This window comes from Lactobacillus sp. B3795, assembly GCF_026535805.1.
Lineage (GTDB): Bacteria > Bacillota > Bacilli > Lactobacillales > Lactobacillaceae > Apilactobacillus > Apilactobacillus kunkeei_C.
This window is the reverse complement of sequence record NZ_JAFNPE010000015.1, coordinates 249,516-271,317: the sequence shown is the minus strand read 5'-3', so window position 1 is coordinate 271,317 and position 21,802 is coordinate 249,516. Positions and strand designations below refer to the sequence as shown.

The following is a 21,802-nucleotide window of genomic DNA, read 5'->3' as shown; positions in this document are numbered from 1 at the left end:
AATGCCTATAAATCAAGCTTGTGACAACCTTGATTAAAAAAACATTATAAAAAGTAGACTAGGTATTGATATATCAGCCGTTGGTGACCTTGATAGAATTAAATTTCGGTTTATAATTTCCTTTGCTGAAAAAAATTTATTTTCTGATAGGAGGTTAATAAAATGTTATACAACCACAAACAGTTCAGAAAAAATTCTGACAAGAAAATTATGAGAAAAGTAAAGAAAAATTGGGTTGTTTTATCAGTAGCTTCATTTTCACTAATTGGAGCCGCTGCTGTAATGCAATCTAACCAAAATGTTGCATTTGCTAGTGAAACTCAAGTTTCCGCAAATACAACCACTGATCAAGATAATAACAAAGATAATAACAGTAATAATTCAACTATTGATAACCAAAAAAACGAAGCTAAGGCTCAACTAGACGCTGAAGCTAGCAAGGTCAAGGATGCCATCAACAATGATGCTTCTTTGTCTCAATCCGATAAGGATAGCCAAAATGCTGAAGTAGATTCATACAAGGCAGCAGGTGAACAAGCAATCGACAATGCTACTGACACTGACAGCATTAACCAAGCACTAAGTGACGGTAAGAATAATATTGATGCAAGTCATGTTGCAAACCAAGATGGTAGTGACTCAAATGCATCCAGTGATGCTAGTTCAAGTGCTGATCAAAATAGTCAAAGTTCAAGTGATTCTCAATCACAACAATCAAGCGCCTCATCAACATCATCAGACGCTTCTTTGGCAAGCTCTTCATCTAGCTCAGACGATAGTAATGAAGGACTATCATTGAGGGATGGAAGTGGTGCTCCTGCTGATAGCAATACTTTTATAGGTGGACCTGGTGGAGAAAATGGTGCTCAATATAAGAAAGCCATTGCCAATACTAAGTTAACTTATAACGGGGTAACTTATGACCCTTCCAGTAATAAATACATTATCAACTTTCAATTCGGTTCTGAAGTAATTAGTAGTACCGGTGGGGTAGATCGTGTTCTAGAATTCGCATTGAATTTGAGTCCTAACCTATCAAGCAGAGTTAGCAGAGTAACTGTTTCTAATGATGATGGTACTAAGGATTTAACAATGAATAATGGTAGATATTATATCAAGTATAGGACCGGTAGAGTTGTTGGTGGAAATATTGATTTAGCAGTATATGTTGATCCAGTTAAGGTGACCCCTGATGACTGGATTTCAGCATTCATGTCCACTCATAGAGAAAATAGTAAGGGAGAACTTATTAAACCTAGTACTCAAATTGCTTTCTCATCCACTAGAAGTTTGACATATGACAAATTCGGTAATGACTTTAACTCTAAGTTACTTGACAATTTGCGAGGTAGAACTTTAAATGATTTAAACCAAACAACTCCATTAAATCAAGCCACTCAACTATTAAATAACTACACTTCTCAAATTAATGCAGTTACAACCGATGGTGACTTTATTTCTCAATTGAACGCTATTCAAAGCGCATATAGAGCTGACAATACTTCACTATCTAACGCGCTTTCTCAATTAAGTAACCAAGCATCTACATCAACAAGCAACGTTTCAAACCTAAGCAACTTGTCTTCTAATGATAAGCAATCATTTACTAATTCTGTTAATAGTGCATTGCAAACAGCACAAGCAAACTTATTGGGCGTTTCTCAATCAAGTCAAATCGCTGGTGCTTTATCAGATGGTATTAATTCTATTAAGAAGGTGGAACTACAAGCTACCATTAATTCCGCCATTAATGATATTAACAATGCCGTTACAAACACTACTAATAATATTCAAAATGATAGAACAATTGCTAAGGACCAATCTGACCAACAATTGCAAAATGTTGTGGCAGATAAGAATAACTACACTAGTCAACTACAAGCCGTTACTGATATTGCAAACGTAGCGGGTATTCGTACCCAAGGTGTAAACCAAATTAATGGTGAATATGTTCCGGGTCCAAGTATTCCTAATCAAAAGATTACCGCTCAAGCTACTATCGATGCTGAATTCACAAAGATGAAGAATGCTATTAATGCTGATAACACACTAACCTCTGACGAAAAAGAACGAGAAATATCAAACCTAGTTCAGGCTAGAGGTGAGGCACGATCAAATATTCAAAATTCATTTACTGCTGATAAAATCAACGATGCACGTGATAAAGGTATCCAAAATATTGACGCACAATATGCACCAAGTTCAAAAACATTAGATCAACGCAGATCTGAAGCCAAAAATCAATTAGAGAATGAAGCTGGTTGGGTTAAGAGTCAAATTGATGCTGACAACACATTAACTAGTGCCGAAAAGACACAACAAAAGAATAATGTTGATAGTGCTCTTGCTAGCCTTGAATCTCAAATTGATGCTTCCAATGTCGCAGACGATATCATCAATTTGAATACCAGCGGTGTTAAAATTATTGATAACCAATACGTTCCGTCAAAGACATCATTAGCTGACCAAAAGGCTAATGCCAAGGCTAATCTAGAAGCAGAAGCAACCAAGATTAAGAATCAAATTGATGCGGATAACACTTTGACTAGCGCAGAAAAAGCTACTCAAAAGAATAACGTCGACAATGTCAAAGTAAATGACCAAGGCAATATTGATGCAGCAACTAATGCTGATGGCGTCAATAATGCTTATAGCCAAGGTGTCACAGACATTGATAACCAATACGCCCCAGGAAAGACTTCATTAACTGACCAAAAGGCTAATGCTAAGGCTCAACTAGAAGCAGAAGCAACCAAGATTAAAAATCAAATCAATGCCGATAACAGTTTGACTACTTCAGATAAGAGCAGTCAAAAAGCCAACGTTGATAGTGTCAAAGCGACTGACCAAGCAAAAATTGATGCCGCAACCAATGCCGATGACATCAATAACGCATACAACCAAGGAATTACTGACATTGATAAACAATACGTTCCAGGTAAGACCTCAGTTGCTGATCAACAAGCAAATGCCAACGCTAACCTAGAAGCAGAAGCAACCAAGGTTAAGAATCAAATCGATGCCGATAACACTTTGACTACAGCAGAAAAGAATACTCAAAAAGCCAATGTTGATAGTACAAAGGGTGTTGCACAAGCTGCTATTAATGCTGCAACTAACGCCGATGACATTAATACCGCATACAATAATGGTGTCACAGACATTGATAACCAATACGTTCCAGGTAAGACTTCATTAGCCGACCAAAAGACTAACGCTAAGGCTGATTTGGATGTCCAAGCAGCTAAGATTAAAAATGATATCGCAAATGATGCTACATTAACGCAAGATCAAAAGAATGACCAAATGGATCAGTTAGCAGCTGATAAAGTTGCTGCTGAGCAAGCAATTGATAATGCTGCTGATGCGGATGACATTAATAAGGCATTGGGTGATGGTAATTTGAATATGGAAGCGGACCATCAACCTGGCCAAGCGATTGATAATCAAAAGGCAACTGCTAAACAAGCTATTCAAGCTGAGGCTAACAAGGTAAAAGCTGCCATTGCTGCGGATTCCAGTTTGACTAGTGAAGAAAAAGCAAAGCAAAAGAATGCTGTAGATTCAGCTTCTGCCGCGGCCCAAACTAATATTGACGGTTTAACAAACGCCGACGATATCAATTCAGCAATCAAACAAGGTATTTCCGACGTTGATGGCAAACACGTATCAGGTACACCATTAGATACGCAAAAATCTAACGCTAAGTCACAAATTACTAATGAAGCAAACAAGATTAAGCAAGACATCGCAAACGATGCAACATTAACTCAAGCGCAAAAAGATGCTCAAACTGCTAAGGTAAATGCTGACGCAGATGCCGCATCAAAGGCAATTGATAATGCAAGTGATGCCGACAGTGTTAATAAAGCAATCAGTGATGGAACAAGCAACATTGATGCTGATCACACTTCCAAGGCACCAGTAGACAGTCAAAGATCAGATGCTTTAAACCAATTAGATGAAAAAGCAGCTAAGATTAAACAAGACATCGCAAACGATGCAACATTAACTCAAGCGCAAAAGGATGCTCAAACTGCCAAGGTAGACGCCGACGCAGCCGCTGGTAAACAAGCAATCCAAAACGCTACTGATGCTGATAGCATCAACAAGGCACTAAGTGATAACAGTGGTCAAATCGCTAACGATCACCAACCAGGAAGCTCAGTTGATAATCAAAAGGATTCTAACAACACTAACTTGGATGCTGAAGCAACCAAGGTTAAGAACCAAATTGATGCTGACGTTTCATTAACTGGTAAAGAAAAAGACCAACAAAAGAGTAATGTGGAAAGCGTAAAGGCAGCTGCTGAAGCTAAGATTAATGCTGCAACTAATGCTGATGGTATTAAGGCTGCATACGACCAAGGTATCAAAGATATTGATGCTCAATATGTTCCAGGAAAGACTTCATTACCTGACCAAAAGGCTAATGCAAAAGCTCAATTAGATGCCCAAGCTGCCAAGATTAAGCAAGACATCGCAAACGATGCCACATTAACCCAAAGTCAAAAAGATGCCCAAATGGCCAAGGTTGATGCTGATAGACAATCAGCTGAATCAGCAATTGACAATGCTAAAGATGCCGATGGTGTTAACCAAGCAATTAGCGATTGGAATGGAACTATTGAAAAAGATCACCAACCAGGTAAGCCAATTGCTGATCAAAAAGCTGACGCTAAGGCAGCTATTCAAGCTGAAGCTGACAAGGTTAAAGCGGCAATCGATGCAGACCCAACTTTAACTAGTGATGAAAAGGCTGATCAAAAGAACAAGGTTGATAGTGTAAGCTCTGCTGAACAAGCTAAGATTGATGGTTTAACAAATGTGGATGACATCCATAACCAAATCACTCAAAGTGTGTCCGACATTGATGATGTACACCAATCAGGTGAGAGTTTAGCCGACCAAAAGGCAGCTGCCAAGTCACAATTGGATGCTCAAGCAGCTAAGATTAAACAAGACATCGCAAATGATGCGACATTGACTCAAGCTGATAAGGATGCTCAAAGCGCCAAGGTTGATGCAGATACAAATGCCGGCAAACAAGCAATCGACAACGCAGCTGATGCTGATAGCATTAACAGCTTGATTAAAGACAACAAAGATAAGATTGCTGCCGACCACGTTTCACATGCATCGGTAGATGACCAAAAGGCAAGTAATAAGAAGACATTGGACGACCAAGCAGCCAAAGTTAAACAAGATATCGCAAACGATAACACATTGACTCAAGCGGAAAAGGATGCTCAAACTGCCAAGGTAGAAGCCGATAAAGAAGCTGCTGAAAAGGCAATCGACGCTGCCTTAGATGCTGAAGGTGTCAAGAAAGCCACTGATGCTGGTAACAAGCAAATTAATGCTGACCATGTACCAGGTAAATCAGTTGATGATCAAAAGGCTGCTGCTAAGAAGCAATTGGATGACCAAGCAGCTAAGATTAAACAAGACATCGCAAACGATACAACATTAACTCAAGCTGAAAAAGACGCCCAAAGCGCAAAGGTTGACGCTGATAGAGACGCTGGCGAAAAGGCCATTGATGGCGCAACTAATGCCGATGCCATCAACAAGTTAATCAGTGACACTACAACTAAAATCAATGGTGACCACACTTCAGGCCAAGCAGTAGCTGATCAAAAGACAGCTAAGAAGAATGACCTAGATACAGAAGCGAACAAGGTTAAGGCAGCTATTGATGCTGACAACACCTTAAGTCAAGCCGAAAAGGATGCTCAAAAGGCAGCCATTGATGCTGATGTTAACGCTGGTAAGAAGGCTATTGACGCTGCTTCCGACGCAGAAGGTATCAAACAAGCCGTAGACAGTACCAACCAAAAGATTGATGGTGAACACCATTCAGGTAAGTCTGTGGCTGACCAAAAGAATGATGCTAAGTCACAAATGGATGCTGAAGCCAACAAGATTAAGGCTGCTATTGATGCTGATGACACTTTGACTGGTGCTGAAAAAGAAGCACAAAAGAAGAATGTTGATGATGCTAACAAAGCTGCCCAAGCTAAGATTGATGATGCCTCAAATGCTGATGAAATTAACCAAGCAATCAAAGATGGTAATACTAATATTGATGGTCAACACCAACCAGGTACATCAGTTAAGGACCAACAAGATGCCGCTAAGAAGCAATTAGACGTTGAAGCTAACAAGATTAAACAAGACATCGATAACGACCCAACATTGAGTAAGTCAGCCAAAGATGCTCAAAAGGCCAAGGTTGATAACGATGTTCAAGCTGGTAAGGATGCCATTGACAAGCAATCAAATGCTGATGGCATTAACCAAGCAATTATTGATGCTAAGAATAAAATTGATGGTGAACATGTTTCTGGTACTCCATTGTCAGACCAAAAGAAAACTGCTCAAGATCAATTAAATGCCCAAGCTGCTAAGATTAAGCAAGATATTGACAATGATGCCACATTAACAAGTGACCAAAAGAAGGCTCAAAAAGCTAACATTGACCAAGATGTTACAAACGGTATGAATGCTATTAATAGTGCAACCGACGCTGACGGTATTAATGATGCATTGAGTGATGCTAATAAGAAGGTTGCTGGTGAACACGTACCAGGAACATCAGTAGACAGTCAAAAGAGTAATGCAACTTCTCAATTAGATGCAGAAGCAAATAGTATTAAGGATAAAATCCAAAACGATGCAACATTAACTCAAGCTGAAAGGGATGCCCAAAAGGCTAAGGTTGATGCTGATGTTCAAACTGGTAAGCAAGCTATTAATAACGCAACAGATGCCGACAGCATCAACAAGGCGCTTAGTGATGCTAACAAGGCTATTGATGTTGACTACACACCAGGAACATCATTAGACACACAAAAATCTAACGCTAAAAATGAGATTGATGCTGAAGCTAAAGCTACAAAAGATAAAATTGATGCTGATAAGACATTAACTAATGCTGAAAAGCAAGCTCAGAAGAATAAAGTTGATTCTGACGCTCAAGCTGGTAAAGATGCTATTGAAAAGGCTGCAGATGCGGATAGTATCAACAAAGTAATCAGTGATACTAATACTCAAGTTGATAATGATTACGTAACAAGTACCGTACCATTACAAGATCAAAAGAGTAATGCTAAGAAGCAATTAGAAGACTTAGCAACTAAGACTAAGCAAGACATCGCAAACGATGCGACATTAACTCAAGCTGAAAAAGATGCCCAAACTGCTAAGGTGGATGCTGACAAGACAGCTGCTGAAAAGGCAATCGATAACGCTTCAGATGCGGAAGGTGTCAAGGAAGCCAGCGATAATGGTAATAAGAATATTTCTAACGATCACAATTCAGGAACATCAGTTGATGACCAAAAGTCCGTTGCTAAGAAACAATTAGAAGACCTAGCAGCTAAGACTAAGAACGATATCCAAAACGATGCAACATTGACCCAAGCAGAAAAGGACGCTCAAACTGCCAAGGTAGAAGCCGATAAGGAAGCTGCTGAAAAGGCTATCGACGCTGCCACTGATGCTGAAGGTGTCAAAGAAGCAACTGATAATGGTAACGATAAAATCAATGGTGACCATGTACCAGGTGAATCAGTTGATGACCAAAAGGCAGTTGCTAAGAAGTCATTGGACGACCAAGCAACTAAGATTAAACAAGATATCGCAAACGATGCGACATTAACCCAAGCCGAAAAAGATGCCCAAAGTGCCAAGGTTGACGCTGATAGAGAAGCCGGCGAAAAATCCATTGATAGTGCAACTAACGCCGATGACATCAACAAGTTAGTCAGTGACACTACAGGTAAAATCAATGGTGACCACGTTTCAGGACAATCCGTGGATGCTCAAAAGGCAGCCAAGAAGAATGACCTAGACAACGAAGCCAACAAGGTTAAGAGTCAAATTGATAGCGATAACACATTAACTCAAGCCAAAAAGGATGCTCAAAAGGCAGCCATCGATGCTGATGTTGACGCTGGTAAGAAGGCTATCGACGCTGCCTCCGATGCAGAAGGTATCAAACAAGCTGTTGATAGCAGTAACCAAAAGATTGATGGTGAACACAAATCAGGTACACCATTAGACACTCAGAAATCTGACGCTAAGAAGCAATTAGACGCTGAAGCTAACAAGATTAAGGCAGATATTGACGCTGATGACACTTTGACTAGTGCAGAAAAAGCACAACAAAAGAAGAATGTTGATGATGCTAATAAAGCTGCCCAAGCTAAGATTGATGATGCTTCAAATGCAGATGAAATTAACGGTGCAATAAAAGATGGTAATACTAATATTGATGGTCAACATAAATCAGGTACATCAGTTAAGGATCAACAAGATGCTGCTAAGAAGCAATTAGATGATCAAGCAGCTAAGATTAAGAATGATATTCAAAATGATGTAACATTAACTTCTGACCAAAAGAAGGAACAAACAGATAAGGTAGATGCAGACAAGACTGCTGCTGAAAAAGCTGTATCTGCTGCTACAAATGCAGACGATATTAATAAGGCAATTAGCAATGGAAAAGATAAGATTTCTAAAGACCATCAATCAGGGACATCATTAGATAAGCAAAAATCTGACGCCAAAAATGCGGTTGATGCTGCAGCTAAAAGTACAAAAGATAAAATCGATTCTGATAACACCTTAACCAGTGCAGAAAAAGAAGCACAAAAGAACAAGGTTGATAGCGAAGCAGAAGATACTAAGAAGAACATTGATGCAGCAACTAATGCAGACGATATCAATGATTTATCTGACCGAATGATTGGAAATGTTGATAACAACTATGCACCAGGAACACCATTGTCAGATCAAAAATCTGCTGCTAAGAAACAACTATCTCAAAAATTAGATGATTTAATTAAACAAATCTTCGATGATGACACATTAACTACCGACCAAAAGAATGCTCAAAAAGCTCAAGCAACTTCAGATATGAATGAAGCTTCAAATGCAGTTGATAACGCTCAAAATGCTGACAATATCAATAAATCAGTAAGTGATGGTAACACCAAGATTACTGGTGACCACATACCAGGCACATCAGTAGATGATCAAAAGTCCTCAGCAAAGCAACAACTAGAAGCACAAGCTGCTAAGACTAAGCAAGACATCCAAAACGATGCCACATTAACTCAAGCACAAAGGGATGCCCAAGTTGCTAAGGTGGATGCAGACAAGACTGCTGCTGAAAAAGCGGTTGATGATGCCACAGATGCTGATTCCATTAACAAGGCAATTGCTGATGGAAACAACAATATTTCTAACGATCATCAATCAGGAACTTCAGTAGATACTCAAAAGGACAACGCCAAAGCTCAACTAGATGCTGAAGCAACCAAGGTTAAGAGTGATATCGATAACGATAACTCCTTAACCAGTGATGAAAAAGACGTTCAAAAGGCTAAGGTTGATGCCGATGTCAAAGCCGGAAAAGAAGCTATCGACAATTCCACAGAAGCTGATAACATTAACAAAGCAGTTAGTGATACTAACGCTCAAGTTGATAAGGAACACGTTGCTGGCACACCAGTAGATAGTCAAAAATCTGTTGCTAAGAAACAATTGGAAGACCAAGCTACTAAGATTAAGCAAGACATCACAAATGATGCCACATTGACTCAAGCAGAAAAGGAAGCACAAATCGCTAAGGTTGAAGCTGACAAGACTGCTGGAGAAAAGGCAATTGATGATGCCAAGAACGCTGATACAATTAACCAAGCATTGGTTGATAGCAACAACTCTATCGTTTCTGATTACGTTCCAGGTAAGTCACTAACTGACCAAAAGGACGCAGCTAAGAAGCAACTAGATGCTGAAGCTGACAAGACCAAGGCAACCATTGATGCTGACAAGACATTGACTAGTGCTGAAAAAGCACAACAAAAGGCTAATGTGGATGCCAAGAACAAGGCAGCCCAAGACAATGTTGATGCTCAAACTAATGCTGACAACATCAATGCAATGACTGCTCAAGGTGTCGAAGAAATTGATGCTCAATATGTACCAGGTAAGGTTTCATTGAGTGATCAAAAGACTAATGCCAAGGCTAAACTTGAAGAAGAAGCTACTAAGGTTAAGAACGATATCTTAAATGACGCCACATTAACTAAGGCTGAAAAGGATACCCAAATGGCTCAAGTAGATGCTGATAAGACCGCTGGAGAAAAGGCTATCGACGATGCTTTAGATGCTGATGGTATTAACCAAGCAGTCAGTGATAGCAATGCCAAGATGGACGCCGATTACGTTCCAGGCAAGACTTCACTACCCGACCAAAAGAGCAACGCCAAGGCTCAATTAGATGCCCAAGCTGCCAAGATTAAGAATGACATCGCAAATGATGCCACTCTAACCCAAGCAGAAAAGGATGCTCAAATGGCTCAAGTAGATGCTGATAAATCTGCCGCTGAACAAGCCATCGACAACGCACCAGACGCTGACAGCATTAACCAAGCTATCAGCAATGGTAATACTAAGATTGCTTCTGACTATGTTCCAGGCAAACCAGTTGATGACCAAAAGAGTGCCGCTAAGGCTGACCTAGATGCCAAGGCCGCTAAGGTTAAGAATGACATCGCAAACGATGCCACATTGACTCAATCTGAAAAGGATGCTCAAATGGCCAAAGTTGACGCTGATAAATCAGCCAGTGAACAAGCTATTGATAATGCAACTAATGCTGATAGCATTAACCAAATCATCAGCGACACCAACGCAAAGATTGATGCAGATCATGTTGCCGGTCAATCATTGGATGCTCAAAGATCAGCTGCAAAGGCAAGAATTGAAGAAGAGGCCAACAAGGTTAGAGCGGCAATTGATGCTGATAAAACATTGAGCAGTGCTGAAAAGGCACGTCAAAAGAAGAATCTTGAACGTGCCAAGGTCAATGCTGAAGCAGAAATTGATTCATCAAGAAATGCAGATACCATTAAAGCTAGGATTTTGCCACAATTACACATCTTGGATATTCAACATGTTAAGAAACAAAACAACGGAAGTGGTCCTGAACAAACTATTCCACGTAATGTTTACATGGTTAAGAACTTCTACAGATACCTAAGCACTACCTTCACTAAGAAGAACCGTGTTCAAGGTTACAAGGCTACATCCCGTCCAAACGCTGTAATGTTTAGAATCATCGGTGAAACTACCAACAAGAACGGTGTAAAGAGATACAAGGTATACCAAATCGTTGTTAAGAAGAACGGCTCATTCAAAGTGGACCGTAAGAAGTGGGGTTACATCACCGCTAAACCTTCTTACATGAGACCTTTGTACTACCGTAGCAACGTTCAACAAATCAAGGTTATTGGTAAGGGAATCCGTGAATACAAGAATGTTAAGTTAAGTAAGGCTGTGAAGGGCTACAAGCACGGTACTGTTTTGAAGGTCAAGGCAGTCAAGAAGTACGGTAGCACATACAGATTACAATTAACTAACGGTCACTACATTACCGCTAACAAGAACTTGGTTCGTAAGCAAACAACACCACGTAACGTATACATGGTTAAAGGATTCTACAGATACTCAAGTGTTAACTTCAGTCACAAGAACAGAATCCAAGGTTACAAGAAGCAAGCTCGTCCAAACGCTGTGATGTTCAGAATTGTTGGCGAAACTACCAACAAGAATGGACTAAAGAGATACAAGGTATACCAAATCGTTCGTAACAAGAAGGGACTATTTAGAGTAGATCACAAGAAGTGGGGTTACATCACCACTAAGCCTTCATACGTAAAACCTTTGTACTACAGCAGCAAGGTACGTTCGGTTCGCGTAATCGGTTCTAGAATCCGCGCCTACAAGAACGTTAAGTTAACTAAGTCTGTTAAGTCATACAAACGCGGAACTGTTTTGAACGTTAAAGCAGTGAAGAAGATTGGTACTACTTACAGATTGCAATTAAATAATGGTAGTTACATCAGTGCTAACAAGAACTTAGTTCAAAAAATTAAATAACATTTGCTTAAAATGATTTAGGCAAACGAAAAAACGACTCGCCAGTAATTGGTGGGTCGTTTTTTATATTTATTTTGACAAACTAGGAAAATCCACTTAGTATAATTAATTATTAGAAAACGATTAGAGAAATTGAGTGATGACGATGAAGATTATCAATACATTGGGCCCTAAGCAGACCGATAGCTATCAAGCCGCCCAGTATCTTGCAGAAAGACAAGAAGTGGATATCAGACTACACGCTAGTTTTGATGATATTTATAGTGAACTAGCAAAACTAAAAGGGCAATATATGTTGGTACCAGTGGCTTTCCGCAGTGCTCAAAGTAATGATAACTGGGTCGATAATAACTACAAATACGTCGATCAACTATCGATTGTCGATACTTTTTTCCTACCGACCATGCCGATGATTTTGGTGCATAATCTACACCAAGATAATCAAAAAGTCGTCTTACACCCAGCTACATCAGCATTCTTACATGATTTTGACGACGATTTGATCCATGACTACGTTTCCAGTAAACCAGAAGCACTGAAAAATTTTTTACGCGGTGATTATGCCTATGCGATTGTCAGTGAGGAATGGTTTGAAAGCTCGACGAATCAAGGGATTGACGGTAGTCGGTTTGAAGTGATTAAACGTTTTTCTCCTACCATGATTTGGTGTCTGTATAAAATAATTGGCAAATAAACGTTGACAATTATTGCGTTTAGAATTATGCTTTCTCTAATGATAATTTAATGATATTTTAATTTAAAACCGAAGGAGGATGTAATTTATGAAGAACTTAGCAGCCAGTTATTATAGCAACTATTGGTACTTTATGTAGTGCTTGCATTTGATTTGTTGGATGCAAGCACATGATGCTTGTATCTAACGAAGTTGCTATAACAAATTCGATTAGATACCTGTAAAGTCTAATCGAGTTGCTGTTAAGTGGGAGTTCGCCCGAATACTAACCGTTCGATTAGATGATTAACTAAAAAATCTAGTCGAAGGTATAACCATAAATTATATTCTTTTAGAAAACGTCGACTAGATTTTGTCTAGTCGGCGTTTTTTTACTTCAGGGGGAATTAAACATGGAAATGATTAATGAGGATCACAATATTCATATTACAAGTAAGAAGAGATTATCTTTAGCGTTATTCATCAATTACTTCGTGCATGGCATGGTATTGGTAATCTTGATGCAAAACATGTTGTCACTGGCACATAGCTGGTCAACTTCCATCGCAGTCGTGTCATACGTAATTTCCGGTATCGGAATTGGCCGTCTGATTGCATACCCAATCACAGGAATCCTATCCGATCGACTAAACAGAAAGACATTCGTATTAATTGGCATGATTTTATACATCATCTTCCTATCTGCGATGCCATTTGCTAGCAACATTGTATTCGCGTACATATTAGCAATCTTGGCAGGTGTTGGGAACTCAGCATTGGATGCTGGAACCTACACCACTTTGGTTGAAATTAACAATGGTTCAGGTAAGTCGACAGTGTTAATCAAGGCCTTCATGTCAGCGGGGGATTTCATCCTACCACTACTAGTCTTTTTCCTAGATAGCAGACATTTATGGTTTGGAATTTCATTCATTCTTCCTGCGACCATCTTGATTTTGAACTTATTCAACATCCTAAGTATCAAGTTCCCAGACATTCAACAAATTAACGACAGCATGGAAATGATTAGTTCATCCATCAGCAAGGTAAAGAAGATTTTTGCCACTATCGGATTACTAGTATACGGATACACTTCAATGGCCTTAATGCTTATCTTCACCCAATGGATTACTTTGTACGGCCTAAAGGTGCTTCACCTAAGTGCGATTACCTCACACTTCCTACTTTCCTTGTACAGTATCGGATCAATTACCGGGGTGTTAGTAATTTCATTTATTTTGAAACAAAAATCATGTGAAGAACTACTAGTCGTTATCTTGAACCTAACCGCATTATTGGCACTTGTCGTGATTAACCTAGCAACAACACCGCTAGTCGTTGAAGCGGCCAGTCTAGTATTTGGCTTCTCAGCAGCTGGAGGGGTAATGCAAACTGGTCTAACAATCTTCATGAAACTATTCCCTAAGCACAGAGGCGCCATCACCGGAATCTTCTACTTCTTCGGTAGTATCGCTTCACTAACCGTCCCATTGGTAACTGGTTTACTATCAACTAAGGGCATCGGTCTAGCATTTAACTTCAGCATCCTAATCTCACTAATCAGCTCAGTCTTCGTGATTTTAGTAATGATAATTATGAAATCCAATAAGGAGTAGGGCCATGCAAGAAATCAGAAAACAAATTACCGACATTGATAACGAGATTATCAAGTTGTTAGAACAACGCTTTGAACTATGTAAGAAGGTTGGCGAGATTAAGCGTGCAAACAATCTCCCAATCTTAGACGAAAAAAGAGAACAAGAGGTTCTAGCGGGAATTGAAGCCACCGCAACAAAGTACGGCGAAGAAATCAAAATCGTCTTTGAAGAAATCATGCAACAAGCTAAAAACATCGAATAGGAGAATCAACTATGAACTTTATCACAGCAGGAGAATCACACGGACCGCAATTAACTGGAATCTTAGAAGGTGTTCCAGCAGGATTAAAACTAGATATCGACGCGATTAACGATCAACTAGCCAAACGCCAAGGTGGCTACGGTCGTGGTAACCGCCAGGCCATAGAACACGATGTTGTTCAAATTACCGGTGGGGTTCGCCACAAGATTACCTTGGGTTCACCCATTTCATTGACCGTGATGAACAGAGACCACAAACACTGGAATGAAATCATGGACCCAACCGCAGAAGAAACCGCGGAAAACTCAGTCAGAAAGGTGACTCGTCCCCGTCCTGGTCATGCCGACCTAGTCGGTGGGATGAAGTACAACCACCGCGATTTTAGAAACGTTTTGGAACGTTCATCCGCCAGAGAGACCGCCATGCGTGTGGCCATCGGTGCCATCTGCAAACAACTACTAGAACAATTAGGCATCAACATTGTCGGCTACGTCAAACAAATTGGCCAAGTTAACGCCGACGTTGACCACTTACTACCGGTTTCAGAAATCGAAGACAAGATTAAGAACAATGACCTACGCGTTTTAAATGAAGACAAGGTCGATGAAGTCCACGCCATGATTGATCAAACCAAACGTGATGGTGATACCCTGGGTGGAATTATCAAGGTCGTTGCTGAAAACGTCCCTGCCAGTTTGGGTAGCTACACTGGATGGAATCAAAAATTCGATGCCCGTCTAGCTTTCGCCGCAATGGGTGTGAATGCCATGAAGGGTGTCGAAATCGGTGAAGGATTCGCAGCGGCTACCAAGTTTGGTAGTCAGGTAATGGATCCAATCGACTGGAACGAAGAAAAGGGTTGGTTTAGAGACTCCGACAATCTTGGTGGGTTCGAAGGTGGAATGACCAACGGAATGCCAATTATTGTCCAAGCCGCAATGAAGCCAATTCCAACACTATACAAACCTTTAAAGAGTGTTGACGTTAACAGCAAGGAAGTCAGCAAGGCCAACATCGAACGTTCAGACGTAACGGCGATTGTGCCGGCTTCCATCGTGATTGAAAGTGTAATTGCGATTGAAATTGCCAACATCATCACTGAAACTTTCGACGGCAGCAACATGGAAAGATTAACCAGACAACTAAAGGATTACAGACAAGAAATTAATGAATTCTAGGAGGAAAAGCGATGAAAAAATTAGTAGTAGATCAGAATACTGGTTTGCATGGCGACCTAGCAGTTCCAGGTGACAAAAGCATTTCTCACCGCAGTGTCATCCTGTCTTCCATCAGTGAGGGCACCAGTCACATTCATCACTTTCTAGCTTCCGACGACTGTATCTCCACCATCAACGCCTTCCGTGAAATGGGCGTCAAGATTGATTTAGCTGGGGATGAACTAACCGTAACTAGAATCGGTTTGAATGGATTACAAGCACCGCAAACTAAGTTAGAAATGGGGAACTCCGGAACCACCACCCGTTTACTATCAGGCCTATTGGCCGCCCAAAAGTTCACCACAGAATTGATTGGTGATGACTCATTATCCAAACGACCAATGAAACGCGTGAGTGAACCGTTATCAATGATGGGTGCCTCAATTGAAACTACCGACGGGCACTTACCAATGACCATTAATCCTGGGAATATCAAGGCGGTGAAATACGAATTACCAATGGCGAGTGCGCAGGTCAAAAGTGCGATTATCCTGGCTGCTTTAAATGCCGATGAGGACAGTGTCATTATCGAACCACAGGTGACCAGAGATCACACCGAAACGATGCTGAATCAGTTTGGTGATAGTGTGATTGAAAGACACGGCAATGAAATTACTGTTCATCACCAACCTAAATTAACCGCACAGGAATTCAATGTTCCTGGCGATATCTCATCAGCCGCATTCTTCTTGGTCGCCGCCACATTGGTACCAAACTCACACATTGTGTTGAAAAACGTCGGCATTAATCCCACTAGAACTGGGATTTTAGACGTATTAATCAAAATGGGTGCTAACATCAAACTACTTAATCAAACCAACGGAAGTGAACCAACCGCCGACATTGAAGTGACATACACACCGGATTTAAAACCAATCAAATTGAATGAAGAAAGCATCCCATTGATGATTGATGAGTTACCCTTGGTGGCCTTATTGGCTGCTAGATCTAATGGTCATAGCACCATCACCGGTGCCGAGGAACTGCGTTTTAAAGAAACCGACCGTATCAAGACGGTTGTAGCAGAACTCCAAAAAATCGGTATTCACATTGAAGAATTACCCGATGGTTTTTCAATCGATGGTTCCAAGGATTGGCAGGTAGTCGATGCATCATTGGATAGCCACGGCGATCATCGAATCGGGATGACTTTGGCGGTGGCAGCACTGCTATTGGACACTGACGTGCAATTGAATGGCGAAGATGCGATTAGCATTTCCTACCCACAATTCTTCGACCACTTACAAAATTTATCAGACTAGGAGGTGTCGGGATGGACGCAATTATTATTGGATTCATGGGCAGTGGTAAGACCACCGTCACCCAGTTATTAGCCGAGAAGTTAAACGTGAATTTCATGGACTTGGATAGTCTGATTGTCGACCACATTGGCCAATCGATTAGCGACTTCTTCGAAGACAATAGTGAAGAAAAGTTTCGAGAAGTTGAGACTGAGGTTTTAAAACAATCGGTTAGTCTAAACGGCATCTTAGCGACTGGTGGAGGTACGCCAATCTACAATGTCGATGTCATTAAGAACATGGATTTACCAGTTTTTCTATTGGATGCCAAAGACGAGACCATCCAACGCCGGCTAAGTGAAAACGAGGGCCGTCCACTAGTAGATAAGCACGGGTTAAATGGGATTATCGAGTTGAAGCATGAACGAGACGTCATCTACAGCGAGCTATCCGACCACACCATTTTTACCGATGACAAGACACCTTTAGAGGTGGCAGACGAAATACTAAATATCCTAAGCAAATAAAAAAGACTGCTCAAACGAGCAGCCTTTTTATTTTGTTATTGAATTGATGTTTTCTTTGTTTCTGGACCAAAAATCGCGATGAATAGTGAAGCAAAGATGGCAATCGCAGAGATAGCGATGAATAGGGATGTAACCCCATGAGCCTTAATAATCCAAAGAACAAAGTAAGGGGAAAGTGTCGTCAATAGTTTAGCAACACCGTTTGCATAGCCATTTCCTCTGAATCGAAAGTCAGTGGTAAATAGTTCGGGAGCATATACGGAGATGTTGCTGGCCATTGATAGGTACATAAGCATGGTTAGTACAAAACCATTGATCAAAATACCGGTACTAGTAGTTTCAAAAGCATACATAATTCCGGCAACCGCAATAAGTACAAAAGAAGGAACGATGGTTTTCTTTCTACCAATCACATCGACTAGGATTACTCCCATCAATGCACCAAGGGGAGCACCTGTCATCATGATGGTGGAGAACCACATTGAGTGAACGATGTTTAGTCCACGACTCAATAACAAGGTTGGTACCCATGATGTGAACATGTATTGGCAAAGCAAAGTAGCGGACACACCGACAGTAGCGATGATGGTACCTTTGAAGCGACTGATGTGACCGTTGTCGTTTTTCTTCATTTGGTTCTTATCATAGTGGCCATTCTTTTCTAGTTGGTTGATAATGACGTTTGCTTTCTTGTCATCATGATGACTGATTAGCCAACGTGGTGATTCTGGTAGATTACGACGCATGAACCAAACAATTAGCGCGAATACACCTAAAACGATGAACATTGAGCGCCAACCGAATCGACTTATCAAAATAGTAGACAAGAAGAAACCAAAAGGTGCCCCCAGGTTGGCAATCACTGAGGCAAAGCCACTCCATTTACCTCTGTTTTTAACGGGAGCAAATTCGCTGACCATCGCAAACCCGGTAACAACTTCGGCACCTAATCCGATTGCAGCAATGAAGCGCATAAAGATTAGGAAATAGATGTTAGGAGAGAAGGCATCAATTAATGTTGCGAACCCAAAGATTAATAGATTCCATTGAAATGCACTGCGTCTACCAAAGTAATCACCGATAAATCCAGTAATAATTGATCCGATAAATAAACCAAAAAATCCGGCAGATAAGAACATTGAACCCTGTGTCAGGCTAGCAAAGTGGGTGGCAACAATTGATGAGTTAACATTGCTTGCCATATAAACGTCTGAGCTATCCAGCAGTAGGCCGACTCCGATTAAACTAAACACCTTAAAAAACAAAGGTGATTCTTTTGCAGAGTCCATTCTTTCGCCAAGATTATTCTGGCTATCAATCATATTGATCATAAGCATTATCCTTTCTTGATAAAAAATGTTGGATTTATCCCATTTATCCATGACCATTCATAATTTCAGACTGAGTATATTCCTCGAATTTTTTTATTTCAAATCAAAATCATCATATATTATGTGAATTATTTGTTTGTAACCATTATAAATAAAACGAAAAAGGGCGTGAAATCAGTGTTAAAACAGCTTTTAGACAGCATGTCTATAAAATGAAAGTTTGTGAAAAGCGAAGGGATATAAAATTTGCTTATTCTACCATTAGAAAGTTTAATATAAGAGGTATTTTTGATCATTGACCTGCTACAAACGTTGATTTAATAGGATTCAAATTCTTTTACAACTTGTACTATTATATCTAGTATGACTTTTAAAGTTTTCTCGGGGTGTTATTCTATTCACAATCTCAGAGGCACAAACAATAATCATTATCATTTTGAAATCATGATAAATTGATAACGCCGAAGAGCATTCTAAAATATGTGATCTAATTTACCGAGAAATCAGACTTAAGTTTTTCAAAGAGAGCATTGGTTGGTGTGACAATGCATTAACTTAAATCGAAAAGTCGATATTATGATGAATTTTTTTCGAGAAATTCTGGTGCGACTACCATTATCAATGTCTGAGTATAAATCTGGTGAATGTGAATTCGAGAAAGTACTCAATGAGGCTGGTTATGTGAGTAATCAGCGAATAAAGGTGGTACCACGTTAGGCGTCCTTTCTATTCTGACCATTTAAATGGTTTGGGATAGTTAGGACGTTTTTTATTTATAGATGAAATGGAGGAATTGTTATGACAAAAGAGGATAAGAAGATTCAGATTTTTGATACATCACTAAGAGACGGTGAACAAACCATTGGAGTTAACTTTTCAATTGATCAAAAAGTAAAGATTGCTCAACAAATGGAAAAATGGGGAGTCGACGTTATTGAAGCTGGTTTTCCAGTCGCTTCAAAGGATGACTTTAAAGCCGTGAAGGCAGTAGCGGAGAGTGTTGATCGAGTTTGCGTCACTGGTTTAGCCAGAGCCAAACAAGGCGACATCGATGCATGTGTGGAAGCGACCAAGAATGCTAAGCACAAGCAAATCCATGTCTTTATCGGTACTAGCCCAATTCACCGTGAATACAAATTGAACATGACCAAAGAAGAAAACTTAGCTGCCATCCATAAGTGGGTCAGCTACGCTAGACAATTCTTCGACATCGTTCAATTCTCACCTGAAGATGCAACCAGAACTGAACCTGACTACTTAGTAGAAGCAATCAATACAGCTATCGATGCTGGCGCAAGTGTTATCAACATTGCAGACACCGTTGGATATACCAATCCAATCGAGTTTGGCCAGTTATTCGATTACTTAAGAGCAAACGTTGAACGTTTTGACGACGTAGTCTTCTCCGTACATTGTCATGATGATTTAGGAATGTCGGTCGCAAACGCAATCGCCGGAGTCCAACACGGTGCCTCAAGAATTGAAGGAACCGTCAATGGAATTGGTGAACGCGCTGGAAACACAGCCTTAGAAGAAGTTGCAGCGGCATTCATGGTCAGAAATGATTACTACCATTTCACCACTAACATTAATTTAAAAGAAACCAAAAAAACTGCAGATATGATCAGTGAATTTACTAAGATGGCGATTCCAAACAATAAAGCGGTGATTGGAAACAATGCATTCTCACATGAATCGGGAATCCACCAAGACGGGATGTTAAAGAATCGCAGCACCTACGAAATCCTAACTCCACAATCAGTTGGAATGGATGCGACCCATATCGTTTTAGGTAAACTATCTGGTTCACACGCGGTCATGCAAGAATTACAAAATATCGGTTTCGATGTTTCAAAAGAAGAAATGAAGAAGATTTTTCCAGTCTTCAAAAGTGTTGCCGACCATAAAGCAATTATTGACGACAACGACCTAAAAATAATTATGAAAAGAGTAGGAGTGATGTCTCATGCCTAATCAGATTACAGTACTAAAGGGTGACTACATTGGCCCTGAAATTATGAATGCCGGACTAAAAGTCTTAGAAGCCATTGCTAATAAATATGGATTCGATTATCAGATTGTTGAAGCCCCTTTTGGTGGCGAAGCAATCGATGAATGCGGTGATCCACTGCCGCCCAAGACAATCGAAAAATGCCAATCAAGTGATGCCGTCCTACTATCAGCGATTGGCGGACCAAAATGGGACCACGCTGAAAAAAGACCGGAACAAGGATTGTTACAGATTCGATCAAAGCTGAACTTATATAGCAACATCCGACCTACCAACATTTCTGAAGCGATGACGCAATATTCACCAATTAAGAATGCAAATGATGTCGACTTCGTTATTGTCAGGGAATTAACCAGTGGGATTTACTTCGGCACTCCTCGTCATAAGGACGACTTCCAAGCCTTAGATACGATGTATTACACCAGAGAAGAGATCAAACGAGTTACCAAAATCGCGTTTGATATGGCGGAAAGAAGACGCCATCACGTGACGTTAGTTGATAAATCAAACGTCTTAGATACTTCCAAGTTCTGGCGAGAAGTTGTCGCAGAGGTTGCCAAGGATTACCCGGATGTGACATTAGACTACTGCTACGTCGATGCTGCTTCGATGAAGATTATCAGTAACCCTGGTCAATTCGATGTCATCTTAACCGAGAACTTATTCGGTGACATCTTAAGTGATGAGGCAGCACAAATTACCGGATCGTTAGGAACGATTCCATCAATGAGTATCGGGGATGGCGGTCCGGCCTTATACGAACCAATTCATGGTTCAGCACCAGACATTGCCGGATTAGGCGTTGCTAATCCATTTTCAATGATTAATTCGGTGGCAATGATGTTAGCCAACTCGTTTAACCGCAACGACTTAGCGCAAAAAATTTATCAAGCAATCAATCAAGTGATTACAGATGGCGCTGTCACACCGGACTTAGGTGGACACTACAAGACAGAACAGGTTACTGATGCAGTCATCGATAACATATGA

10 protein-coding genes are annotated in these 21,802 nt (G+C 40.3%); 9 read left to right on the top strand and 1 reads right to left on the bottom strand.

The annotated features are described in order from the left end of the window. Positions 1–162 precede the first annotated feature (162 nt). The 7 genes from J3U50_RS07210 (at position 163) to J3U50_RS07180 (ending at position 17,470) form a co-directional block, all read left to right on the top strand. Entirely contained in the window at positions 163–11,952 is an 11,790-nt protein-coding gene (locus J3U50_RS07210) for a DUF1542 domain-containing protein (RefSeq protein ID WP_301945965.1), read from the top strand. Positions 11,953–12,097: 145 nt separating this feature from the next. Then, positions 12,098–12,646 (top strand): hypothetical protein, encoded by a 549-nt coding sequence (locus tag J3U50_RS07205; protein ID WP_301945964.1) that lies wholly within the window; start codon positions 12,098–12,100, stop codon positions 12,644–12,646. 392 nt (positions 12,647–13,038) lie between these two features. Continuing rightward, positions 13,039–14,241, top strand: coding sequence for an MFS transporter (locus J3U50_RS07200; RefSeq protein ID WP_301945963.1), 1,203 nt, complete (start codon positions 13,039–13,041; stop codon positions 14,239–14,241). A 4-nt stretch (positions 14,242–14,245) separates the two neighbouring features. After that, complete coding sequence (locus J3U50_RS07195) at positions 14,246–14,485, top strand: chorismate mutase (RefSeq protein ID WP_301945962.1); 240 nt, start codon at positions 14,246–14,248, stop codon at positions 14,483–14,485. Positions 14,486–14,496: 11 nt separating this feature from the next. Continuing rightward, on the top strand, positions 14,497–15,663 hold the full coding sequence (gene aroC / locus J3U50_RS07190) for a chorismate synthase (RefSeq protein ID WP_301945961.1): 1,167 nt from the start codon (positions 14,497–14,499) through the stop codon (positions 15,661–15,663). A gap of 11 nt (positions 15,664–15,674) precedes the next feature. Beyond that, entirely contained in the window at positions 15,675–16,964 is a 1,290-nt protein-coding gene (gene aroA / locus J3U50_RS07185) for a 3-phosphoshikimate 1-carboxyvinyltransferase (protein WP_301945960.1), read from the top strand. A gap of 11 nt (positions 16,965–16,975) precedes the next feature. Next, positions 16,976–17,470 carry a shikimate kinase gene (locus J3U50_RS07180; RefSeq protein WP_301945959.1) on the top strand — a complete coding sequence of 165 codons (495 nt, stop codon included), beginning with the start codon at positions 16,976–16,978 and terminating at the stop codon, positions 17,468–17,470. A 35-nt stretch (positions 17,471–17,505) separates the two neighbouring features. On the opposite strand, the gene J3U50_RS07175 is transcribed toward J3U50_RS07180, so the two are convergent. Next, on the bottom strand, positions 17,506–18,801 hold the full coding sequence (locus J3U50_RS07175) for an MFS transporter (RefSeq protein WP_301945958.1): 1,296 nt from the start codon (positions 18,799–18,801) through the stop codon (positions 17,506–17,508). A 798-nt stretch (positions 18,802–19,599) separates the two neighbouring features. Between J3U50_RS07175 and J3U50_RS07170 the strand changes: the two genes are divergently transcribed. Next, positions 19,600–20,775 (top strand): 2-isopropylmalate synthase, encoded by a 1,176-nt coding sequence (locus J3U50_RS07170; RefSeq protein ID WP_301945957.1) that lies wholly within the window; start codon positions 19,600–19,602, stop codon positions 20,773–20,775. After that, positions 20,768–21,802, top strand: a complete 1,035-nt coding sequence (gene leuB, locus J3U50_RS07165; RefSeq protein WP_301945956.1) for a 3-isopropylmalate dehydrogenase — start codon at positions 20,768–20,770, stop codon at positions 21,800–21,802. The genes J3U50_RS07170 and leuB overlap by 8 nt, the downstream gene beginning before the upstream one ends.

Coding starts and splice junctions, on each gene's coding strand:
- J3U50_RS07210 (WP_301945965.1), top strand. CDS start 163: ATGTTATACAACCACAAACAGTTCAGAAAAAATTCTGACAAGAAAATT.
- J3U50_RS07205 (WP_301945964.1), top strand. CDS start 12,098: ATGAAGATTATCAATACATTGGGCCCTAAGCAGACCGATAGCTATCAA.
- J3U50_RS07200 (WP_301945963.1), top strand. CDS start 13,039: ATGGAAATGATTAATGAGGATCACAATATTCATATTACAAGTAAGAAG.
- J3U50_RS07195 (WP_301945962.1), top strand. CDS start 14,246: ATGCAAGAAATCAGAAAACAAATTACCGACATTGATAACGAGATTATC.
- aroC (WP_301945961.1), top strand. CDS start 14,497: ATGAACTTTATCACAGCAGGAGAATCACACGGACCGCAATTAACTGGA.
- aroA (WP_301945960.1), top strand. CDS start 15,675: ATGAAAAAATTAGTAGTAGATCAGAATACTGGTTTGCATGGCGACCTA.
- J3U50_RS07180 (WP_301945959.1), top strand. CDS start 16,976: ATGGACGCAATTATTATTGGATTCATGGGCAGTGGTAAGACCACCGTC.
- J3U50_RS07175 (WP_301945958.1), bottom strand. CDS start 18,801: ATGATCAATATGATTGATAGCCAGAATAATCTTGGCGAAAGAATGGAC.
- J3U50_RS07170 (WP_301945957.1), top strand. CDS start 19,600: ATGACAAAAGAGGATAAGAAGATTCAGATTTTTGATACATCACTAAGA.
- leuB (WP_301945956.1), top strand. CDS start 20,768: ATGCCTAATCAGATTACAGTACTAAAGGGTGACTACATTGGCCCTGAA.